17 protein-coding genes are annotated in these 16,062 nt (G+C 58.8%); 13 read left to right on the plus strand and 4 right to left on the minus strand.

All coding sequences use genetic code 11. The features are described 5' to 3' along the window. Window positions 1-57 precede the first annotated feature (57 nt). Genes SIC19_RS12340 through SIC19_RS12355 form a run of 4 tightly spaced genes read left to right on the plus strand, consistent with a single transcriptional unit; the run spans window position 58 to window position 3,444 of the window. Window positions 58-579, plus strand: a complete 522-nt coding sequence (locus SIC19_RS12340; protein WP_127401917.1) for a TRAP transporter small permease subunit — start codon at window positions 58-60, stop codon at window positions 577-579. After that, window positions 576-1,895: a TRAP transporter large permease gene (locus SIC19_RS12345; protein WP_228712265.1), complete on the plus strand. Its 1,320-nt coding sequence runs from the start codon at window positions 576-578 to the stop codon at window positions 1,893-1,895. The genes SIC19_RS12340 and SIC19_RS12345 overlap by 4 nt, the downstream gene beginning before the upstream one ends. Before the next feature lies 1 nt (window position 1,896). Next, window positions 1,897-2,424 (plus strand): gluconokinase, encoded by a 528-nt coding sequence (locus tag SIC19_RS12350; protein ID WP_228712264.1) that lies wholly within the window; start codon window positions 1,897-1,899, stop codon window positions 2,422-2,424. Between the two features lie 21 nt (window positions 2,425-2,445). Then, a complete protein-coding gene (locus tag SIC19_RS12355; protein ID WP_127401916.1) occupies window positions 2,446-3,444 on the plus strand; it encodes a substrate-binding domain-containing protein in 999 nt (332 codons plus the stop codon). On the opposite strand, the gene yihA is transcribed toward SIC19_RS12355, so the two are convergent. Next, on the minus strand, window positions 3,445-4,071 hold the full coding sequence (yihA, locus tag SIC19_RS12360) for a ribosome biogenesis GTP-binding protein YihA/YsxC (RefSeq protein WP_036210853.1): 627 nt from the start codon (window positions 4,069-4,071) through the stop codon (window positions 3,445-3,447). A gap of 174 nt (window positions 4,072-4,245) precedes the next feature. Between yihA and SIC19_RS12365 the strand changes: the two genes are divergently transcribed. From SIC19_RS12365 to SIC19_RS12375, 3 genes are all read left to right on the plus strand, one after another. Then, on the plus strand, window positions 4,246-4,854 hold the full coding sequence (locus SIC19_RS12365; protein ID WP_036210856.1) for a c-type cytochrome: 609 nt from the start codon (window positions 4,246-4,248) through the stop codon (window positions 4,852-4,854). Between the two features lie 148 nt (window positions 4,855-5,002). After that, window positions 5,003-5,641, plus strand: coding sequence for a thiol:disulfide interchange protein DsbA/DsbL (locus SIC19_RS12370; RefSeq protein ID WP_036210859.1), 639 nt, complete (start codon window positions 5,003-5,005; stop codon window positions 5,639-5,641). Between the two features lie 59 nt (window positions 5,642-5,700). After that, window positions 5,701-6,561, plus strand: a complete 861-nt coding sequence (locus tag SIC19_RS12375) for an endonuclease/exonuclease/phosphatase family protein (protein WP_036210862.1) — start codon at window positions 5,701-5,703, stop codon at window positions 6,559-6,561. Between the two features lie 53 nt (window positions 6,562-6,614). On the opposite strand, the gene rpmG is transcribed toward SIC19_RS12375, so the two are convergent. The 3 genes from rpmG to radC all read right to left on the minus strand — a co-directional run bounded on the left by rpmG (window position 6,615) and on the right by radC (window position 7,908). Beyond that, entirely contained in the window at window positions 6,615-6,770 is a 156-nt protein-coding gene (rpmG, locus tag SIC19_RS12380) for a 50S ribosomal protein L33 (protein ID WP_008173465.1), read from the minus strand. Between the two features lie 11 nt (window positions 6,771-6,781). Then, window positions 6,782-7,018, minus strand: a complete 237-nt coding sequence (gene rpmB / locus SIC19_RS12385) for a 50S ribosomal protein L28 (RefSeq protein ID WP_027829915.1) — start codon at window positions 7,016-7,018, stop codon at window positions 6,782-6,784. Window positions 7,019-7,233: 215 nt separating this feature from the next. Then, window positions 7,234-7,908: a RadC family protein gene (gene radC, locus SIC19_RS12390; protein WP_127401915.1), complete on the minus strand. Its 675-nt coding sequence runs from the start codon at window positions 7,906-7,908 to the stop codon at window positions 7,234-7,236. A gap of 165 nt (window positions 7,909-8,073) precedes the next feature. Here radC and coaBC point away from each other — a divergent pair, with 165 nt between their 5' ends. The 6 genes from coaBC (at window position 8,074) to argE (ending at window position 15,912) form a co-directional block, all read left to right on the plus strand. After that, window positions 8,074-9,288, plus strand: a complete 1,215-nt coding sequence (gene coaBC / locus SIC19_RS12395; protein ID WP_036210869.1) for a bifunctional phosphopantothenoylcysteine decarboxylase/phosphopantothenate--cysteine ligase CoaBC — start codon at window positions 8,074-8,076, stop codon at window positions 9,286-9,288. Window positions 9,289-9,300: 12 nt separating this feature from the next. Beyond that, window positions 9,301-9,762 (plus strand): dUTP diphosphatase, encoded by a 462-nt coding sequence (dut, locus tag SIC19_RS12400; RefSeq protein WP_007153743.1) that lies wholly within the window; start codon window positions 9,301-9,303, stop codon window positions 9,760-9,762. Between the two features lie 84 nt (window positions 9,763-9,846). Continuing rightward, window positions 9,847-12,474: a phosphomannomutase/phosphoglucomutase gene (locus SIC19_RS12405; protein ID WP_127401914.1), complete on the plus strand. Its 2,628-nt coding sequence runs from the start codon at window positions 9,847-9,849 to the stop codon at window positions 12,472-12,474. A gap of 48 nt (window positions 12,475-12,522) precedes the next feature. Then, the gene (gene argB, locus SIC19_RS12410) at window positions 12,523-13,419 is read left to right on the plus strand and encodes an acetylglutamate kinase (protein ID WP_007153745.1); all 897 of its coding nucleotides are present in this window, start codon (window positions 12,523-12,525) and stop codon (window positions 13,417-13,419) included. Window positions 13,420-13,486: 67 nt separating this feature from the next. Next, complete coding sequence (locus tag SIC19_RS12415) at window positions 13,487-14,725, plus strand: acetylornithine deacetylase (RefSeq protein ID WP_036210872.1); 1,239 nt, start codon at window positions 13,487-13,489, stop codon at window positions 14,723-14,725. Between the two features lie 26 nt (window positions 14,726-14,751). Next, window positions 14,752-15,912 (plus strand): acetylornithine deacetylase, encoded by a 1,161-nt coding sequence (gene argE / locus SIC19_RS12420; protein WP_036210875.1) that lies wholly within the window; start codon window positions 14,752-14,754, stop codon window positions 15,910-15,912. Window positions 15,913-16,062 lie beyond the last annotated feature (150 nt).

The following is a 16,062-nucleotide window of genomic DNA, read 5'->3' on the forward strand; positions in this document are numbered from 1 at the left end:
AGGTTCCCTCGATATCAGCCTCCGGGCGCCCTATGGCCCCGGAGCGAGGAGTTCATTATGAAGGATGAAGACGTCGGGTTTACCCGGCTGGACAAGGCCATTGTCTGGCTTGGCAAGAGGCTGAGCCTGGTCTTTGCCGCCATTGTAGTGGTGTCGTTCTACGAGATTGTCCGCCGTTATGTGTTTGATTCCCCCACGCTCTGGGTGCACGAAACCGTGACCTTTGCCGGTGCCACACTGTTTGTTATTGGCGGGCTTTATGCCCTGGCTACCGATCGACACGTGCGTATTGTATTGATCTACGACGCCGTCTCTCACCGTGCCCAGCGTTGGTTGCGGGTTGTCCACCACCTGCTGGGACTTGCCTTCTGCGGCATGCTGCTGTTCGCCAGCTGGTCGATGGCGACCGAAGCCGTACTGGCGCCCTGGGGTGGCTGGCGACTGGAAACCTCCGGCTCCGCCTGGAACCCGCCGTTTCCCGCGCTGCTGAAGGTGGTCATCCTGGTTGCGGTGGCGGTCATGACGCTTCAGTTCCTGTTGCACCTTATGCGTGACCTTCGTGGCAAGGGAGATAAATGATGTTTGAACTGGCCTCCCTTGGTATCGGCTATGGCAGCCTGTTGATGCTTGTCATGCTGATTGTATTGCTCCTGACCGGTATGCAGTTGGCGTTTGCCACCGGTCTGGTCGCTCTTGTGTTCGCGCTCGGTTGGTTTGGCCCGGATGCCCTGCCCATTGTCAGCAGCCGTCTGTACAGCTTTATCGGCAACTATGTGTTCCTGGCGGTGCCGATGTTCGTGTTGATGGCCTCGCTGCTGGATCATTCCGGCATTGCCCGGGACCTGTTCGATGCCATGGCCCGCCTGGGTCGCAAACTCCGAGGTGGTGTGGCCATCCAGACGCTGGTGGTGGCGGTGATCCTCGCCTCCATGTCCGGTGTGATCGGTGGCGAGACGGTGTTGCTGGGCATCCTGGCGCTGCCGCAAATGCTGCGCCTGGGGTACGACCGCAAACTCGCCATTGGCACCACCTGTGCCGGTGGCGCACTCGGCACCATGCTACCTCCCAGTATTGTACTGATTATCTACGGGCTGACCGCCAACGTGTCCATCGGCGATCTGTTCAAAGGGGCTTTCTTGCCCGCATTGATACTGGCGCTGCTCTATATGGGGTATGTGTTGATCCGGGTTTGGCTGAAGCCGGAGATGGCGCCGCTGCCGTCGGACCAGGACACGCCCGAAACGCCGGCGCCGAACTTCTTCAAGGCGCTGCTGTTTCCCCTGCTCACAGTGGTTGTGGTATTGGGCAGCATCTATGGCGGTGTGGCGTCGGTCACGGAAGCCTCGGCCCTGGGCGTGATGGGTATTGCCATCAGCACCTGGATTCGTGGTGAGCTGTCCCTTGCCATGGTGCGCAAGGCCACCATCAGCACGCTGCGGGTGTGCGGCATGATTATCTGGATTGGTATCGGCGCAACCGCTCTGGTGGGCGTCTACAACCTCATGGGCGGTATCGATTTCGTCCGCGACATGGTTTTCGCCGTCAGCGGTGGCCATGGCCTGACGACGATCCTGTTCATGATGCTGATCCTGCTCATCCTGGGTATGTTCCTGGACTGGGTCGGCGTTGCCTTGCTCACCATGCCGATCTTTGTGCCGATTGTGACGGAACTGGGCTATAGCCCGATCTGGTTCGGGGTGGTGTTCTGCATGAACATGCAGGTGTCCTTCCTGTCACCGCCGTTTGGCCCGGCGGCCTTCTATCTCAAGACCGTGACGCCAAAAGACATCTCCCTGGGGGAGATCTTCCGTGCCCTGCTGCCGTTTATCGCGCTTCAGGTGGTCGCCCTTGGTCTGCTGATTGTGTTCCCTCAATTGGCGCTATGGTGGCAGTGACATGAGTGAAAGGATGACACCAAAGACACCAAAAATCGTGGTGATGGGCGTGTCCGGGTGTGGCAAAAGCCTCACCGGGGCCAGGCTTGCACAGGAACTCGGCGTTCCGTTTTTCGACGCGGACGATTACCACAGCCGTGCCAACGTGGAGAAAATGGCAGCCGGTATTCCGCTGACCGATGAGGATCGTCTCGGTTGGCTGGATGACCTTGCCGAGTTGATCCGGCGGGAGGAGGGTGGTCTGGTGCTGGCCTGTTCCGCCTTGAAGCGCGTCTACCGCGAGCGTTTGCAGGGGGGCAGCCCGGAAACCCGGTTCGTTTATCTCAAGGGGGATTTTGAAACCATCTGGGCGCGCCACTCCAGCCGAACCGATCATTACTTCAATGGTCACGCGATGCTGGAGAGCCAGTTCCATTTGCTGGAGGAGCCGGGGCCGGGTGAAAACGCGGTGGCCGTCGATGTCTCCGGTACGCCGGAGCAAGTGATCCGTCACTGCCTTGTCGGGCTCGGGTATGATAGGCCTCTTTGAACGTTCTGGCTGGAGCCGTAAATGGTAAAGAACAAACGTCCCACATTGCAGGACATTGCGGACCGGGTTGGTGCCACCAAGATGACGGTCAGCCGTTGCCTTCGTGGTGCAGACAATGTCTCCAAGCCTATGCGGGAGCGGATCTTTGCCGAAGCCGAAGCACTGGGGTATATCCCCAATCGCGCGCCGGACCTGTTGTCCAAGTCCACCAGCCACGCCATTGGTGTGTTGCTTCCGTCCCTGACCAACCAGGTCTTTGCGGATGTGATCAAGGGTGTGGAAGCGGTTACCGAGCCCGCCGGTTACCACCTGATGCTGTCTCACTACGGCTACAGCCCCGAGATTGAGGAGCGCAGTCTGTCATCGCTGCTGTCCTACAACGTGGACGGCGTGATTCTCTCCGAGAGTCAGCACACGGGCCGCACGCTGAGGATGCTTCAGACCGCTGGGGTGCCCACCGTGGAAATCATGGACACGCATTCGACCCCGTTCGAGCAGGCTGTCGGGTTTGATAACGTCAGCGCGGCTTATGACATGGTGCGGGAGATGATCCGGCTTGGACGCAGGCGCGTGGTCTATCTCGCCGTGCGGCTGGATGCCCGTACCTTGCAACGTCAGGAAGGGTACAGCCGGGCAATGGAAGAGCAGGGGCTGACGCCAGTCACCCTGCGCAGCGAGCAACGCTCGTCTTTTAGTGTGGGTGCCACCCTGATGGTGCGGATACTGGAGGAGAATCCGGACGTTGACGGCATCTTCTGCACCAACGATGACGTTGCGATTGGTGCGTTTTTCGAGTGTCAGCGCCGGGGTATTCCGGTGCCAGAGCGGATTGCGATCGCCGGTTTCCATGGTCACGACGTTGGCCGTGTGATGGTACCTCCCCTGGCGAGTGTGATCACACCACGAGAGGCCGTGGGCCAGAGGGCGGCCCAGGAGCTGCTGACCCGCCTGGGCGGTGCCGGCATCACCGAGCCGCGTATCGATCTGGGCTACCGGATAGAGCGTGGAGGCACGCTCTAGTTAGTCCTCGGTTTCCAGCCAGGCGGTCAGTGCCTCCCGGCACTCTTCGACTCCCCGTTTTGACGTTGCCGAGAACATAATCAGGTGCTCCACGCACTGGAACTCTTCCAACTTTTTGGCAATGCCCATCATGGCCGTTTTGGCCTGGCCAAATTTCAGCTTGTCGGCCTTGGTGGCAAGAATCATCAGTGGAAGGTTGTTATGTTCGCACCATTCCACCATCATTTGGTCGAAGTCCGTTAATGGGTGGCGTATATCCATGACCAGTACCAGCCCCCGCAGGCAGCGGCGATCATTCAGGTAGTGGCCCAGATGTTTCTGCCAGTCGTCTTTCATATCCCGGGACACTTTGGCGTAACCGTACCCGGGCAGATCGACCATCCGGCAGTTTTCCCGGTTGAGTGAGAAGAAATTGATCAGCCGGGTGCGCCCGGGGGTCTTACTGGTACGGGCCAGCTTGCCGTTGGTGGTGATGCAATTGATGGCGCTGGATTTGCCCGCGTTCGAGCGGCCGGCGAAGGCCACCTCGGAACCGTGGTCCGGAGGGCATTCCTCCAGGCGTGAGGCACTGATCAGGAACCGGGCGCTGTTGAACGAGAGGCTTTTTTGAGTCAGGTCTGATGACACGGGTGTTGGTATTCCTATTGGATTTCAGTTATCAGGGATTAATGTATAATGCTACACCAAATCCGGGCAGTACGCTGAGCGTTGCTGCTGAACAGCCCCGGTTTGTGCCTTCTTGGCCAGTGCCTGCCGGCTGCATAACGAAGAATACTTTTGGATGAGAGAAGCGGAGCGAGCATGAAAAAACTGATCGCAGGAGTTGTTCTCGGTGTTGGCCTCACAGCGATGGCTCACGGGGCGGGAGATCCTGAAGCAGGCGAAGCAAATGCAGCGGTGTGCGCCGGGTGTCATGGCCAGGGCGGTGCCAAGCCGGTCATGGCGGTTTACCCGAAACTGGCGGGCATTGGCGAAGAGTATCTGTACCAGCAATTGGTTGCGATCAAGGAAGGCAAGCGTGAAATTGCCGAAATGACGGGCCTTTTGAGTGACATGTCTGACCAGGATCTGCAGGATCTTGCGGCCTATTTCGACAGTCAGGACATTACCGTGGCCCAGGCCAACCCCGATCTGGTTGAAGAGGGTCAGATGCTCTACCGTGGTGGCAACATGGCTTCTGGTGTGCCGGCGTGTGCCGGATGCCACAACCCTCGAGGCATGGGGAATGGGCCTGCCGGCTACCCCAGGCTCAGTGGTCAGAGCGCTGAATACGTCGAAAAGCAGCTCAAGGCGTATCGAGACGGTGAGCGTGATGCTGGCCAGAACGCATCCATCATGATGGATGTCGCCGCCAAGTTGACCGACTCTGAGATCAAGGCCGTTTCGAGCTACGTGTCCGGTCTTCAGTAACCTCTGACACGCGCTACGACTGAAAAAACCCCGCTGATGCGGGGTTTTTTATGGGTTGCTTCTGTTTAATCCATGTCTGGTGGAACTTTTCGTGCCTGCTGGGTCATAATCCTTTCACATCATCCAATCAGATAACCGGAGACCATGAATGATCCGATTAATCCGGAACGCCGCACTATCCATCCTGGCCATGTCGTTTATTGCGCAGGCCAGCGCCGCCAACTGGGAAGAAGGGACGCACTATCAGGTGCTGGATACCCCGGTGAGAACCGCCAGTGAGAGTGGTATCGAGGTGGCTGAGGTCTTCTGGTATGGCTGCCCCCACTGCTACACCTTCAAGCCGCTGGTCGAAAGCTGGGCGGAGGATCTGCCTGAAGACGTCAACTACGTGAAAATTCCTGCGGCCCTCGGCCGCTCCTGGGAACCCCATGCCAAGGCCTTTTACGCGCTGGAAGCCATGGGAGAACTGGACAAGGTTCATGACGCCCTGTTCGATGCGCTTGCGGGAGAACGCCGCCCGCTGAATTCGGGTGAAGCTCTTGCTGATTTCGTGGCCGGGCACGGTGTCGACGGCGAAGAATTCCTCAAGAATTACAACAGCTTTGGTGTTAATGCCAAAATGCAGCAGGCTCAGGCCAAGATTCGGGGTGCGCGTGTTACCGGCACACCGACTATGCTTGTGAATGGCAAGTACAGGGTTACGGCTTCCATGGCGGGTAGCCATGAAGCGGCATTGGAGGTTGTCGATTACCTGATTGAGCAGGAGCGTGCTGGTCAGGCCGAGTAAACGCATGGGCCCGGTCCGCTGGCCGTGACCGGGCCTTGTCAGGAGTCTGAGCTGCCATCATGTACAACCGTATTCGCAAGCAGCTGAATGGTATCCTCAGGTCGACGAACGGCCCGCGCGGGGCTTGTTCTGGCGATGAGCACGTTCCCGAGTTTGAGGCGCATCGTCACATCCGGCTGCTGACCTTCAATATCCAGGTCGGCATCAACACCTCCTCCTACCGCCACTACTTCACCCGGAGTTGGCAGCACTTTCTGCCTCACCGCAACCGCATCCAGAACCTGGACCGTATCGCCACCCTGCTGAGTAACTACGATGTGGTCGCCCTGCAGGAGTGTGATGGTGGCAGTCTGCGCAGTGGTTACATCAATCAGGTTCAGTATCTGGCCGAGGCTTCAGGCATTCCTTACTGGTACCAGCAGCTCAATCGGAACCTTGGGCAGCTGGCTCAGCACAGCAATGGCCTGCTGAGTCGTTATCGTCCGCTGGATGTGAAGGAGCACCGGTTGCCCGGACTGATTCCGGGGCGGGGTGCCATTATCGCCCGTTACGGGGCAGAGGAAGACCCCCTTGTGTTGGTGATGATGCACCTCTCGCTCAGCAAAGCGGCTCAGCAGCGGCAACTGGCGTATATTCAGGAATTGATTTCCGAGTATCAGCATGTGGTTCTCATGGGGGATCTGAATAACCACGCAGAGCAGTTGTTGAGCAATACGCCGCTGAAGCATTCGAACCTGGTCCCGCTGCCCGAGACGGCCCACAGTTTTCCGAGTTGGCGACCGGAGAGGGCGCTGGATCACATACTGGTCAGCCCAAGCCTGGAGATACGACGGTCAGAGGTGGTCAGCTATCCGGTGTCGGATCATTTGCCGATCGCCATGGACATCAAGTTGCCCAAAGGGTATCTGGAAACATTTTAAGGCCAGGCACAAAAAAACCCGGCCATGGCCGGGTTTCTTGGGTAACGAAAATCTTACTTGATCTTCGCTTCCTTGTACGCAACATGCTTGCGGACAACCGGATCGTACTTTTTGATCTCGATTTTTTCCGGGGTGTTACGCTTGTTCTTCTTGGTCGTGTAGAAGTGACCAGTACCTGCTGATGAAACCAGCTTGATTTTCTCGCGCATGATGCGGCTCCTTAAAATTTCTCGCCGCGGGCACGAAGATCGGCCAGCACAGCGTCAATGCCTTTTTTGTCGATAACACGCATACCCTTGGTGGATACGCGCAGCTTTACGAAGCGCTTCTCTGATTCAACCCAGAAGCGATGGTTCTGCAGGTTGGGCAGAAAACGACGACGTGAGTGGTTCATCGCGTGAGAAACGTTGTTACCGGTGACCGGTCGCTTACCGGTAACCTGACAGACTCTGGACATACTTGCCTCCGACCTGAGCTTTGGTCCTGAAAATGCGTATTTAAATCGTTTAATCGGGTCTCTGGTTGCTACCTGCGCCTCAAAAAATGCACGCTGCTCGCCAGACGCCGCCAGAAAGGGACGCTTTTATACCAGAACTGCTTCCCCAACGCAAAAATTTGTTGGGAATTTGGCCAGTTTTCCGATGAAGCGCCAACAGGTTTACATCAGCCCCTTTACATCAGTCCCCGTTCTGCAAGTGATATTACCTCACCATGGCCGACAACCATATGGTCAAGAACCCTGATATCCACCAACCCCAGTGCCTCTTTCAATCTCCGGGTCAGTGAAATGTCCGACTGGCTGGGCTCTGCGACCCCTGACGGGTGGTTATGGGCGAATATAACCGCCGCTGCGTTAAACTCCAGGGCTTGCCGGACCACCTCCCTCGGGTAGACAGCTGCGCCGTCAATGGTCCCCCGGAACAACTCCTGATAGCGGATCACCCGATGCCGGTTATCCAGGAACAGGCCTGAGAAAACCTCGTGGGGGTAGGTGCCAAGGCGGCTGCACAGGAAACGACGGGTATCCTCCGGCGAGCGCAATGGGTCCCCCTGACGAAGTGGCTCGTCCATGACCCGTCGGGCCATTTCCATAGCCGCCTGGACCTGGGCGTACTTTGCAGTACCGAGCCCTTTGACGTCGCAGAATTGCCTGCGCGAAGCGGTCATCAATCCTCGCAGGCCACCGAAGGCTTCGGTGAGATGGCGGGCGAGCGCCATCACGGGCATGCCGGCAGTGCCGGTTCGCAAAAAAATGGCCAGCAGTTCCGCGTCCGACAGGCTGTTGGCGCCGTGGGCCAGCAGGCGTTCCCTCGGGCGTTCGTCGGTGGGCCAGTCTGAATGTGACATGGTGGAGTCCTTTCTACCGTTATTGCGCGCATCCTGCGCCTTGAATACCGGGGTGGTGGTCGCCCGGTGGACGGCTGGAATTCTAGCATGGCTGTGAGGCTGCCGGCAGCGCTCTGGCATGCTATCTTATAAGCCTTTCATTTCGTGATGAATACGGAGCCGTTGATGGCCGCTAAACGAATTCTGCTGGGCGTGACCGGTGGCATCGCTGCCTACAAGAGCGCAGAACTGGTTCGCCTGCTAAAAAAATCCGGTCACGAGGTACGGGTTGTGATGACCCGTGGTGCCGAGGCCTTCGTGACACCACTGACGTTTCAGGCGCTTAGCGGTGAGCCGGTCAGAACCTCTTTGCTGGATCCGGAAGCAGAGTCCGGAATGGGGCATATCGAACTGGCAAAATGGGCCGATCAGGTAGTGATTGCGCCCGCCTCCGCGGATTTCATAGCCCGCCTGGCCCAGGGCATGGCTGACGATCTTCTGACCACGCTTTGTTGTGCCACAGAGGCCCCCATTGCAGTGGCTCCGGCGATGAATCAAGCCATGTGGGGTAATCGCCGAACCCAGAGAAACATTGAGCTGCTGGCGGCGGATGCCCAGGTGACCCTCCTGGGGCCCGACCAGGGCGCGCAGGCCTGCGGTGATGTCGGGCCGGGCCGAATGCTGGAGCCCACTGTGTTGTTTGACCTGATTTCCGGTGCCACCAAAGGCCCGCTGGCGGGCCGGCGTGTGGTTATAACCGCGGGCCCTACGCGGGAGCCGATTGACCCGGTGCGCTATATCAGCAATTACAGCTCTGGCAAAATGGGGTATGCGTTGGCCTCAGCCGCAAGAATGGCCGGTGCGGACGTCGTCCTTGTCAGTGGTCCGGTGTCCATCGAAGCGCCGGCGGGTGTTGAGGTTCGCGGTGTGACAACCGCGCAGGACATGCTGGAGTGTGCCAGTGGCGCTGTGGATGAAGGCTGCGACCTGTTTATTGCGACGGCGGCGGTGGCGGATTATCGCCCCGACAGCTGTGCTGGCGACAAGATCAAGAAAACGGATGAAGGCATGAGCCTGTCGCTGGTGCGTAATCCCGATACCCTTGCTGCCATAGCTGCGCGTGCCGATGCGCCCTTTACCGTGGGTTTCGCGGCAGAAACCCGGGACGTTGAGCGCTATGCCCTCGACAAACTGACACGCAAAAAGCTGAATATGATTGTGGCCAATGACGTGTCTACGCCAGGGCTGGGTTTCAACAGTGACAATAATGCAGTGATTGCTTTCTGGGCCCAGGGCCAGGAGGCGATCGGGCCTGACACCAAGGTGGCCATCGCTCAGCGACTGATGGCACTGATTGGCGAACACCTCAAATCAAAGGCTGGCGCAGCCGGCGCTCTGTAACAAGGAAACTCAATGACCCGCAAAACCTTTCAGGTACGCATTCTGGATGACCGGATCGGTCGTTCAGTCCCTTTTCCCGAGTATGCGACGGATGGCTCTGCAGGGCTGGACCTGCGCGCCTGTCTGGACGCACCGCTCACACTGAAGCCGGGGCAGACCGAACTGATAAAGACCGGACTCTCGATTCACATCGCGGATACTTCGTTGGCAGCGATGATTCTTCCCCGCAGCGGTCTCGGCCACAAACATGGCATTGTGTTGGGCAATCTGGTGGGCCTGATCGATTCCGACTATCAGGGCGAGTTAATGGTTTCCTGCTGGAATCGGGGGCAAAGCGAGTTCACCATCGATGTGGGTGAGCGTATTGCGCAGCTGGTGCTGGTGCCAGTGGTACAGGCAGACTTCGAAGTGGTGTCTTCCTTTGACGCCAGCGTGCGAGGTGACGGCGGCTTTGGTTCCACGGGAACGCGATGAGGCGTCAGGCGCAGATCGCTGCTCAGGGTCTATACTTCCCTGATAATTGAAGAATTCGGGCGAATAACACCTGCAGGATGGACTATGAAGCTTGGTAAAAAGAAGAACTCTGAGGACGCTGCACCCGATGCCAAACCGGACGGGAAGCAGACAAAAAAACAGAGCAAGGAGAAAAAATCAGCCACCGGCCCACGGCATAAACGGCTGACGTCCGTTGCCGTTTCCCAGGCTGTCGTGGTGGTGCTTGCCGGCGTGGCTTCGGCAGCATTGCTGTATTTTCTGTTGGCGGTTCCGGCAGAGTCCCGTCGTTACGACAGTCAGGCTGCCCTGGAGGCAGACGCCGTGGCCGTGCGCGTCAATCAGCAGCTTGCCTTGCTGCAGTCCACGGTTGAGGGTGTCGCCGATCAGGATTATGTGCGCGCCGCCCTGAGAGGGGAGGCTTCTCTGAGTGCCGCCGCAGCAAATCTTGCCAAGGTGTTGCCGGATATTGAGGCCGTCTACCTTTTCCCCTACGGAGACATCCCCCGTACCTCCTCCGAACCCACACTGGGTTTTTCCGGCCTGGACCTTGCTCGTCGCGCCGAGACGGGGCAAAGGCTTTTCCCGGATGCGTTTCCGCGCAACGGCCAGTGGTATCTGCAGATGTCGACCCCGGTTCGCAACCCCCAGAGTCGAGCCGTCACTGGCAGTGTCCTGGTGGTGTTTGATGCTGCACGGCTGCAACCCCTGATGACCGGTGTTAACTCGGCATTGGGCGGAGAGTTTTCCCTGGTACAGTCGGTAAATGGTTCAACCCGCAACATTGTCAGCCGCGGTAGTGGCAATGGCCCGACGTACGAGCGGGATCTTGTCAACCCTGACTGGAAGCTCCGATACAAACCTGCCACTGCCCCCGCGCCGCTTTTCAGTGGCACGATGGCTATTGTGTTTGCGCTGGTTCCGGCCCTGGTCGCCGCAATCATTGTCTGGGTCTTGCTCGGCAATGCCCAGAAAGGGCTGCGACAGGACGTAACGGCTGTTATCCAGTGGGCCCATAAGGTCTTTGGTGGTGAGCGGGTGAAGCCACCGACGTTGAAGTGGGACATGGTGGCGTCGACGGCTGAAGTGCTGCACCGGCTCGCCCAGATGGTGGAAAAACGGGTTGCCAAGGCCGGTGAATCGGCGCGGCCGAAACCGGGCAGTCGGCAGCCATCCCCATCGACCGCCGATGAGCCGTTGTTCCAGGACAAGGATGTACTGGACATTGATATGCTTGATGGCGATGACGATGTGCTGGGCTTCGGCGGGTCCGATGGCCTTGACGATACGCCAGACGTCGAAGAGGTCAGCCTGCCTGAGGCCGAGGTCTCAGACACCATATTCCGGGCCTACGACATTCGTGGCATTGTTGGCGATACCCTGACGGCGGATATTGTCACCGTCATCGGCCGTGCCATCGGCAGTGAGGCTATTGAGCGGGGAGTGGACAGTCTGTGCATCGGGTACGATGGCCGGCATTCCAGCCCCGACCTGGCCGATGCGCTGGCGCGGGGCGTCATGGCCACTGGATGCAATGTCATCCATGTGGGGGCCGTGCCCACCCCGGTACTCTACTTTGCGACCCACGAGCTGGATAACGGTTCCGGTGTTATGGTGACCGGCAGCCACAACCCGGCCAACTATAACGGTCTGAAGATCATGCTGGGTGGCGAAACCCTGTCCGGCGAGGCAATCCAGAAACTGCTGCAGCGAATCCGTACGGGTGACTTTGCCAGTGGCCATGGTGCCCAGTCTTCAGAGGACGTGCGCCGCGCTTATCTGGATCGTATCGTGGGTGACATTGCGGTTGCGGCGCCCTTGAAGGTGGTGCTGGATGCTGGAAATGGCATCGCCGGAGAGCTTGCACCGCTACTGATCGAAGAGTTGGGCTGCGAAGTGATACTGCTCTACTGTGAGGTGGATGGTAATTTCCCCAATCATCACCCCGATCCTGGCAAGCCGGAAAATCTGGCGGACCTTATCGAGCGCGTGAAGGCCGAAGGCGCCGATATCGGCCTGGCTTTCGATGGCGACGGCGACCGCCTGGGCGTTGTGACCAACACCGGGAAGATCATCTGGCCGGACCGCCTGCTGATGCTTTTTGCCCGGGATGTGGTGTCGCGCAACCCCGGTGCCGATGTTCTGTACGACGTAAAGTGCAGCCGTCGCCTTGCGGGTGTGATCTCCGAGGCTGGTGGCCGGCCAATCATGTGGAAAACCGGTCACTCGTTGATGAAGGCCAAGATGAAGGAATCCGGTGCCTTGCTGGCGGGTGAAATGAGCGGGCATATTTTCTTCGGCGAACGCTGGATGGGCTTTGATGACGGCTTGTACTCCGCTGCCAGATTGCTGGAAATCCTTGGCATCGAAGACCGGCACTGCGATGAGGTCTTTGAGGATTTCCCCGAAGATATCAGCACCCCGGAGCTGAACGTGGAGGTCTCCGACGAGACCAAGTTCCCATTGATGGAAAAGCTGGGCCGCGAAGGGGACTTCGGTGACGGAAACATCAGCACCATTGACGGTATCCGCGTTGAATTTACCGATGGCTGGGGCCTGTGCCGTGCTTCCAACACCACACCGGTGTTGGTACTCCGCTTCGAGGCTGAAACCGAAGAGGCGCTCGAGCGTATCAAGGCGGTGTTCCGTGAGCAGCTTCAAAAGGCGGCTCCGGACCTTGTCGCGGATTTCTGACAGCTCTGAAATAATGAACCGACTTTTCTGACTAACAAGGCAAGATGAATGGCTCTGGATCGTGAAACAGCAATGCAGGTGGCGGCCGTACTGAGTAAGGGGCTGCCCTATATCCAGCGGTTTACCGGAAAAACGGTAGTGATCAAGTACGGCGGCAACGCCATGGAAAATGAGGAGCTGAAAAGCAGCTTCGCCCGTGATGTCGTTCTGATGAAGCTGGTGGGTATCAACCCCATTGTGGTCCACGGTGGCGGCCCCCAGATCGGTGAGTTGCTCGAGCGCCTCAACATCAAATCCAATTTTGTGAACGGTATGCGCGTTACCGATAGCCAGACCATGGACGTGGTGGAAATGGTGCTGGGCGGCCAGGTTAACAAGCAGATTGTCTCGCTGATCAACTCCCATGGCGGTACAGCAGTTGGCCTGACCGGAAAGGACGCCAATCTGATCCGCGCCCGCAAGCTGGAAGTCATGAACCGTTCCGCGGAGCTGCAGCGTCCGGAAATCATTGATATCGGTCACGTGGGCGAAGTTGCCAGCGTGAACGTGGAAGTGATCGACATGCTCACCCGTAGCAATGTTATTCCGGTGATCGCTCCGATTGGTGTTGGTCCCGATGGTGCGTCCTACAACATCAACGCCGATCTGGTAGCGGGCAAGGTGGCGGAAGCCATGAAGGCAGAAAAGCTGATCCTGCTAACCAATGTGTCCGGCCTCAAGAGCAAGGAAGACAAAGTGCTGACCGGATTGACCGCAAAACAGGTCAACGAGCTGATAGACGATGGCACCATCCACGGCGGTATGCTGCCCAAGATCCGCTGCGCCCTGAGCGCTGTGGAGAATGGTGTTCGAACCTCCCACATCATTGATGGCCGCGTAGCCCATGCAACGCTGCTGGAAATCTTCACGGATGAAGGTGTCGGCACCCTGATCTCCCGTAACTGACCAATGCCGCCTGTTGCCTCGCAATGCGAGGTAACATCCTGGCGTCACGCCCCAAGAGGACCACATCATGAAGCGCCTGCTGACCTTTCTGGTTATCCTGGCCCTGATAGGCTACCTGTCGTTCAAAGGGGCGGTCTGGTGGCTGGCTGACCAGCGGCTGGCCGATGCCCAGCAGGCGATTGAGGAACTGGGCGTTATTGATCGGGGTAATATTCGCTCGGACCTCGTCGGCCGACTGGTGCTGGGTGATGGCAGCTACCAGGATTTCCGGCTTACCCGCCCGGTGGCGTTCGACCGGTTGATGTTCAATGCAGGCTCTCCGGTCGCCCTCGTGCGTGCGCTCCTGGACCCTGCGGACCTGCCCCCGCATTGGTCATTGGTGGCGGAGAACCTGAGCCTGGGTCTCGACACCAACATGTTCCGTAACTGGGTGACGGCAGCAGGCGACGCAACCCCGGCGTTGTTCTCACCGGTCTGCGGTCCTGATCATCGCCAGCAGTTGGGTAGCGGTGATCTGATGCGTCTTGGTGTCGATGGTGTGTCCGGGGAGGCTATGGTCATTCAGAGTGGCGATGGTCTCTACGCGGAGCTGACGACCGCCAACGCCGGCAGCGTGGAATTGGACTGGCCCGGCGCTCGCCTGAATCCCCTGTCATTGCCGGCCCTGCCGGAATCCACGCAGTCGCCGGTTACTGTGACATTGCGGGATGGTGGCCTGATGCGTCGTGTTGCGGCCTACTGTGCCAGGGAATCGGGTGTGGAAACCGGGGAATGGGCCGGTATCGTCATGGCAGCGTTTCGCGACTCGCTGGCGGCTCGTGGCTTTGGCGCCAGTGACCAGTTGCTGGCCCTCTACCGACAGTGGCTGACAGAAGGCGGAGAACTGACCCTGGAATTGAATCCTTCGGCACCGGTATGGGGCGTGCCTGTTCGCAGCGATGAATCCGCAGACGCCAGCCTGGCCGTCCACTACAACCGTTCGGTGGTGCCCGATGTCTATCTTGAGCGCGTCGAACCCGCGGTGCCGGATGTGCCTCAGGAAGTGCTTGAACCGGTAGTGCCGGGAGAGGGTGCCCCGGTCGTCGATGGCTGGAACCTGGCCGACACGGAGAATGCTGAAACCTGGGTCGGGCGCACGGTGAGAGTTACGCTGGACAATGGTAATGTTGTGGAAGGCCGCCTGGTCAGCGTGGGTGACGAACGACTGGAAGTCGCACGGCTGATCGATGGCGGGGAAGTGGCGTATCCGATCGCCATCAGACTGATTGCAACGTTTGAGGTCTGGCGCCAAGGCCAGGCCCGCTAGCCCCACACCGGGGCGGAGAGTGTTCTATGTCCGGATCCATCCAACACCTGCCTGGCATTCGCGAGATGCTCACCAGGCTGATTTCACAGCCGTCGATCAGCAGTGCGTCTGCCGAGTGGGATCACAGCAACGAACCGGTGGTGCGTACTCTGGCCGAATGGCTGGAGCCCATGGGGTTCAAGGTCGAGATACTGGAAGTGCCCGGATTGCCCGGAAAGTACAACCTGATCGCGACACTGGGCAGCGGCCCTGGCGGTCTGGTGCTCTCGGGCCATACCGATACCGTCCCGTTTGACGACAAGCGCTGGCAAAGCGACCCGTTTACCCTGACCGAACGGGACGACCGCTGGTATGGCCTTGGCACCTGCGACATGAAAGGCTTTTTCCCGCTGGCCATTGAAGCGGCCAAAGCCTTTGTGGACCAGGACCTGAAGCAGCCACTGATCATTCTCGCCACCGCCGACGAGGAAAGCTCCATGGATGGTGCCCGGGCGCTGGCCGAGGCCGGTCGTCCCAAGGCCCGCTATGCGGTCATCGGTGAGCCTACCGGCTTGAAGCCTGTGCGCATGCACAAGGGCATCATGATGGAGCGCCTCGTGTTCGAGGGCCAGTCCGGCCATTCCTCTGACCCGTCCCTTGGCCGCAACGCGATGGAAGGCATGCACGAAGCGCTGGGTGAACTGCTCGCGCTGCGGTCGGGGTGGCAGGCGAAATACAGCAACCCCAATTTCAAGGTTCAGTTACCCACCATGAACCTGGGTTGCATCCACGGCGGTGATAATCCTAATCGCATTTGCGCCCGCTGCGAGTTGCATTTTGATCTGCGCCCCTTGCCCGGCATGGACATGAAGGCACTGCGCCAGGAGATACTCGACACCCTGCAGCCGGTCGCCAAAAGCCGTGAGTTGTCGCTGACATTTGAGCCGTTGTTCGATGGTGTGCCGCCATTTGAAACCCCGGCCGAAGCCGAACTGGTCCGCGCCTGTGAGAAACTGACAGGCCATACTGCGGAAGCGGTAGCCTTTGCCACGGAAGCACCGTGGTTGCAGAAATTGGGTATGGAAACCCTGGTTATGGGCCCCGGCTACATCGACCAGGCACACCAACCCGATGAATTCCTGGAGTTGTCGCAGTTGGACCCGGCGGTAAAAATCCTCAAAGGATTGATCACAAGGTTCTGCCTTTGATCGTTTGGAAGGCAGCTCAGAGGTATAACGAGGGTATTGGCGGGAGACTCTCCCAAAACCGTGGAGCGCCAGGGATGGCGCGACCGAGCCCTACAGGGACGTATTCACGGGCGTGTTTTGGGAGAGTCTCCCGCCAATACCCGGAACGCT

Origin of the sequence: Marinobacter sp. MIT930201 (assembly GCF_047122665.1) — a bacterium.
Lineage (GTDB): Bacteria > Pseudomonadota > Gammaproteobacteria > Pseudomonadales > Oleiphilaceae > Marinobacter > Marinobacter salarius.